Origin of the sequence: Promineifilum sp. (SeqCode) (assembly GCF_041918635.1) — a bacterium.
GTDB lineage: Bacteria > Chloroflexota > Anaerolineae > Promineifilales > Promineifilaceae > Promineifilum.
In genome coordinates this window covers 1-4,197 of record NZ_JAYRVJ010000223.1, presented here as the reverse complement: position 1 = coordinate 4,197, position 4,197 = coordinate 1, and the positions used below count along the sequence as shown (strand labels likewise).

The 4,197-nt window shown below is 66.3% G+C and carries 7 protein-coding genes; 3 read left to right on the top strand and 4 right to left on the bottom strand.

Translation table 11 applies throughout. The features are described from left to right. From ACE3UY_RS07705 to ACE3UY_RS07695, 3 genes are all read left to right on the top strand, one after another. On the top strand, positions 1 to 925 hold a 925-nt coding region (locus ACE3UY_RS07705; RefSeq protein WP_374686961.1), incomplete at its 5' end, for a sensor histidine kinase. Beyond that, on the top strand, positions 918 to 1,547 hold the full coding sequence (locus ACE3UY_RS07700) for a response regulator (protein ID WP_374686960.1): 630 nt from the start codon (positions 918 to 920) through the stop codon (positions 1,545 to 1,547). The genes ACE3UY_RS07705 and ACE3UY_RS07700, both read left to right, overlap by 8 nt. Before the next feature lie 61 nt (positions 1,548 to 1,608). Beyond that, positions 1,609 to 1,965, top strand: a complete 357-nt coding sequence (locus ACE3UY_RS07695; protein ID WP_374686959.1) for a hypothetical protein — start codon at positions 1,609 to 1,611, stop codon at positions 1,963 to 1,965. Positions 1,966 to 2,041: 76 nt separating this feature from the next. On the opposite strand, the gene nusB is transcribed toward ACE3UY_RS07695, so the two are convergent. The 4 genes from nusB to ACE3UY_RS07675 all read right to left on the bottom strand — a co-directional run. Further along, on the bottom strand, positions 2,042 to 2,494 hold the full coding sequence (gene nusB / locus ACE3UY_RS07690; protein WP_374686958.1) for a transcription antitermination factor NusB: 453 nt from the start codon (positions 2,492 to 2,494) through the stop codon (positions 2,042 to 2,044). 68 nt (positions 2,495 to 2,562) lie between these two features. Then, positions 2,563 to 2,922 carry an Asp23/Gls24 family envelope stress response protein gene (locus ACE3UY_RS07685; protein ID WP_374686957.1) on the bottom strand — a complete coding sequence of 120 codons (360 nt, stop codon included), beginning with the start codon at positions 2,920 to 2,922 and terminating at the stop codon, positions 2,563 to 2,565. After that, on the bottom strand, positions 2,919 to 3,665 hold the full coding sequence (gene fabG, locus ACE3UY_RS07680; protein ID WP_374686956.1) for a 3-oxoacyl-[acyl-carrier-protein] reductase: 747 nt from the start codon (positions 3,663 to 3,665) through the stop codon (positions 2,919 to 2,921). Before fabG ends, ACE3UY_RS07685 begins: the two co-directional genes overlap by 4 nt. Before the next feature lie 80 nt (positions 3,666 to 3,745). Beyond that, a partial coding sequence (locus ACE3UY_RS07675) for an ACP S-malonyltransferase (protein ID WP_374686955.1) occupies positions 3,746 to 4,197 on the bottom strand: 452 nt, incomplete at its 5' end.

The window sequence follows — 4,197 nt, the reverse complement described above, 5'->3', positions numbered from 1 at the left end:
GGACGAGATCATCGCCGTGGCCGAGTTCTATCAGGCGGTGGACGACCTGCGGGCCGACATCACCGCCGCCCAGCGGCGCAGTTGGCTGGTGGTGGGCCTGTCCATGCTGGGCATCTACCTGCTGCTGGTCGGCTTTGTCGGTCGGGCCAGCGACACCATTGACCGGCAGCGCGCCGCGCTGGGCGAGCAGGTGGAGCAGCTAACCAGCTTGCTGGCGCAGAACAGGCGGCTCAACGAGCGCGTGCGCCGGGCGGCGGCGCGCACGACCGCTCTGAATGAGCGCGTCCTGCGCCGCATCAGCGCCGAGTTGCACGACGGGCCGGTGCAGGACATCGGCCTGGCTCTATTGCGGCTGGATCACGTCATGGAGGGGGAAGGAGGCAACGGCCACACGGGAGTGGGCGGGCCGGCCGTGGCTACCGATCTGGAGGTCGTCCAAAGTTCCATGCAGCGGGCGCTGGGCGAGATTCGCGCCCTCTCGGCCGGGCTGGGCGTGCCGCAGTTGAGCGCGCTGACGCTGCCGGAGACGCTCGCGCGGGCGGTGCGCGTCCACGAGGCGCGCAGCGGGACGGCCGTGACTCTCGACCTGGACGGCACGCCGGAGCGGGCCTCCCTGCCGGTCAAGATCACCCTCTACCGGCTGGTGCAGGAGGCGCTGGTCAACGCCTACCGGCACGCGGGCGGCGTGGGGCAGCGGGTGGCGCTGTGCTACCACGCCGGGCAGCTGCACATCGAAGTGGCCGACGACGGGCCGGGCTTCCGCGATGGCGGCCCGGCTGAGTGGGACAAGCACCTCGGCCTGATCGGCATGCGCGAGCGCGTGGAGAGCCTGGGCGGCAACTTCCGCGTGGAGAGCGCGCCCGGCCAGGGTACACGCGTCATCGCCGACTTGACCGTGAGCGGCGAGGAGGAACGGCATGAGTGAGCCAATTCGCATTGTCCTAATCGACGATCACCCGCTCTTCCGCGAGGGGGTGGCCTACACGTTGCAGGCCCAGCCGGATATGGCCGTTGTGGCGCAGGGGGAGAACCTGGACGACGCCGCGCGGCTGGCGGCGGAGTGCGGGCCGGACGTGGTGCTGCTGGACCTGAACATCCCCGGCGGGGGCATCGCCGCGGCGCGGGCCATCGCTACCGCGCACCCGGCGATCAAGGTCATCATGCTGACCGCCTCGGTGGACGAGGACGATCTGGCTGCGGCCATGCAGGCCGGGGCGCGGGGCTACATCCTGAAGGGGGTGGCGGCGCGGGAACTGGTCGGCATTGTGCGTTCAGTGTGGGCAGGGGAGGGGTACGTCGCGCCGACGCTGGCGGCCAGCCTGCTATCGGGCGGGGCGCGCCGGGCGCAGCCGCCGGCCGACCCGCTGGCCGACCTGACTCCGCGCGAGCGCGAGATTCTGGATCAGGTCGCCGCCGGGCTGAGCAACAAGGAGGTCGCCGCCCAACTCCATCTCAGCGAGAAGACGGTCAAGCATTACATGACGATCATTATGGAGAAGTTGGGGGTTCGGAATCGGGTGGAGGCGGCGCTGTTGGCGAGACGGTAGTATCATGGCAGACCTCTGAGGTTTGCCGCAAACCTCAAAGGTCTATACCTGGAGGCAACCGATGAACGTGGAGGATCGTGACGACTACCGCGAGGGGCTATTCTGGCTGATAGGCGGCCTGGCTTTTGTGATGACAGGCATGGCGCAGTTCGGCGACTGGCACGGTATCCAGTCGTGGTTTTTCTACACGCTGGGGGTCGGGCTGTTCATCGTGACGGTGATCGTCGCGCCGCGAAAGACACTCGCCGCAAGCCGGCTGCGGCGTCTGTGGCTACCTCTCATCGTGGCTCTGGTCGTCAGTGTGGTCCTGGCCGCCGTCTCGGCCGAAGTGGGCTTTGTCAGCGTTTTCCCCCTTGTCCTGGGACTCATCTTAATCGGTTCGGGCCTATGGCTTACACTGCGGCGCGGCCCGAAGTAAGACGGTGCAGCAGAACACGCCCAATAGCCAACAAAAAACGGGGCCTTGCCCCGCTCCTTCACGCCTCGCGTTATCTTTAATCCGCCACGGCGAGCGTCGTCTCTCGCCGCACCTCCCGCTTCAACTCTTCCAGATGATCCGCCAGCGTCCCCAGCACGCCGTTGATGAAACGGGGGGCGCTGTCGCTGCCGTAGACCTTGGCCAACTCCACCGCCTCGTTGATGGCGACCTTGACCGGCGTCTCGTCCGTCACCAGGAATTCGTACATCGCGATGCGCAGGATGTTGCGGTCGATGACCGCCATCTGATCCAGCGGCCACTCCGGGGCGAAGCGGGCGATGAGCCGATCCATGTTCGTCTGGCTGGCGATGACCCCATGCACCAGCTTGGCGGCGAAGTCGGACCCGGCGTGCTCCATCGGACTCGCCTCCAGCCGCAACTCCAGCACCTCGTCCGGGTCGTGGTTGGCGATGTCGTATTCGTATAATGTTTCTAAGGTTACGCGACGGGCGCGACGCCTGGTCTTCATATGCTAATCGCTGCAAACCGCTCTTAGAAACTCGGTTTCTTCAAGAAACCGAGTTTCTAACCGGGAGGTCACACAACCTCCCCCTTGCCATAGTGCACGTCTTCCACAAACACGTTGACGGCATCGACCGGGATGCCCACCATCGTGTCAATCGCCTCGGTGACGGCCGTCTGGATCGTCCGGCTTGTCTCCAGCAGATTGACGTGTGGGGCCATTATAGCATAGATATTGAAGCGCACCTTGTTTTCCGACAAATCCAGCAAAACTCCGTCCTGGCGCAGGCCGCGCTGGAAGAGCCGGGCGATGTCGGCCGGCACCGGGACCAGCTGTTGCACGCCCTCGATGCCCTGGACGGCGTAGCGGGCGATGGTCACCAGCACTTCCGGGGCCACTTCGATGCGACCAAAGCTTTCATGTCTCTCGCTCATGTTCCGATCCCTCCGTCCACGCGCAGCACCTCGCCCGTGATGTAGGCGGCCCGGTCGGAGGCCAGGAAGGCGACGGCGTGGGCGATCTCTTGCGCCTCGCCCCACCGGCCGAGCGGGATGTAGGCGAGGGTCTGTTGCACCAGGTCTTCGGACAGGTCAGCCGTCAGGTCGGTCAGGACGAAGCCGGGGGCGACGACGTTGACCGTGATCTGCCGCGAGCCTAGCTCTTTGGCCAGCGACTTGGAGAAGCCGATGATGCCGGCCTTGCTGGCGGCGTAGTTGGTCTGGCCTGGCTGGCCGACGATGCCGGAGACGGACGAGATGTTGATGATCCGGCCGCCCTGCTTGCGCCGCAACATGGGGCGTGTCACGGCCTTGCAGCAGTTGAAGACGCTTTTCAGGTTGGTCGTCAGCACCACGTCCCACTGCTCCTCCTTCATGGACAGGAGCAGCGTGTCGCGGGTGGTGCCGGCGTTGTTGACGAGGATGTCTACGTGGCCGTAGGCCTCGATGGCGCGCTTGATCAGTCCCTCGGCGGCGGCCATATCGCTGACGTCGGCCTGGACGGCCAGCGCCGTCCCGCCGCGCTCGGTGATGGCCCCCACGACTTCCTCGGCCGCGGCGGCGTTGGCGTGGTAGTTGACGACGACCATGGCCTCCTCGGCGGCCAGCGTCTCGGCGATGGCCCGGCCAATGCCTCGTGACGCTCCGGTGACGACGGCGACTTTACCCTCTAGCAACATAGGCTAAGGCTCCCACAAAAACGGGAACAACGCAAAGACGCCAAGACGCAATGTCTTCTTCGCTTCTTTGCGGTGCTTGTTCATCCCTCGAACTTCACACGCCCGGCGACGCGGTCGATGCGCTTGACCAGCCCCAGCAGCACGTCCCCCGGCCCGACCTCCAGGTAGGCATCCACCCCTTGCCCGCTCAGATAGCGGATGGAGTCGGTCCAGGCCACGGGCGAGGTCAGTTGCGCCTTCAACTCGGCGCGGATGTCGTCGGGGGCGCAAACGGAGCGGGCGGTGACGTTGGCGACGACGGGGATGCGCGCCTGGGCCAGCAGGGTGGCATCTACGGCGGCGGCGAACTCCTCGGCCACGCTGCGCATGAGGGGCGAGTGCGCGGCGATGGAGATGGGCAGCCGCACGACCTTGCGCGCGCCCGCTTCGCTCAGCAGGGCCATCGCCCGCGCCAGAGCTGTCTCGTCGCCGGAGATGACGATCTGGCCGGGACAGTTGTCGTTGGCGACGCCGACGAAGCGCCCTGTCTCGG

Coding starts and splice junctions, on each gene's coding strand:
- ACE3UY_RS07685 (WP_374686957.1), bottom strand. CDS start 2,922: ATGAGCGAGAGACATGAAAGCTTTGGTCGCATCGAAGTGGCCCCGGAA.
- ACE3UY_RS07700 (WP_374686960.1), top strand. CDS start 918: ATGAGTGAGCCAATTCGCATTGTCCTAATCGACGATCACCCGCTCTTC.
- ACE3UY_RS07695 (WP_374686959.1), top strand. CDS start 1,609: ATGAACGTGGAGGATCGTGACGACTACCGCGAGGGGCTATTCTGGCTG.
- nusB (WP_374686958.1), bottom strand. CDS start 2,494: ATGAAGACCAGGCGTCGCGCCCGTCGCGTAACCTTAGAAACATTATAC.
- fabG (WP_374686956.1), bottom strand. CDS start 3,665: ATGTTGCTAGAGGGTAAAGTCGCCGTCGTCACCGGAGCGTCACGAGGC.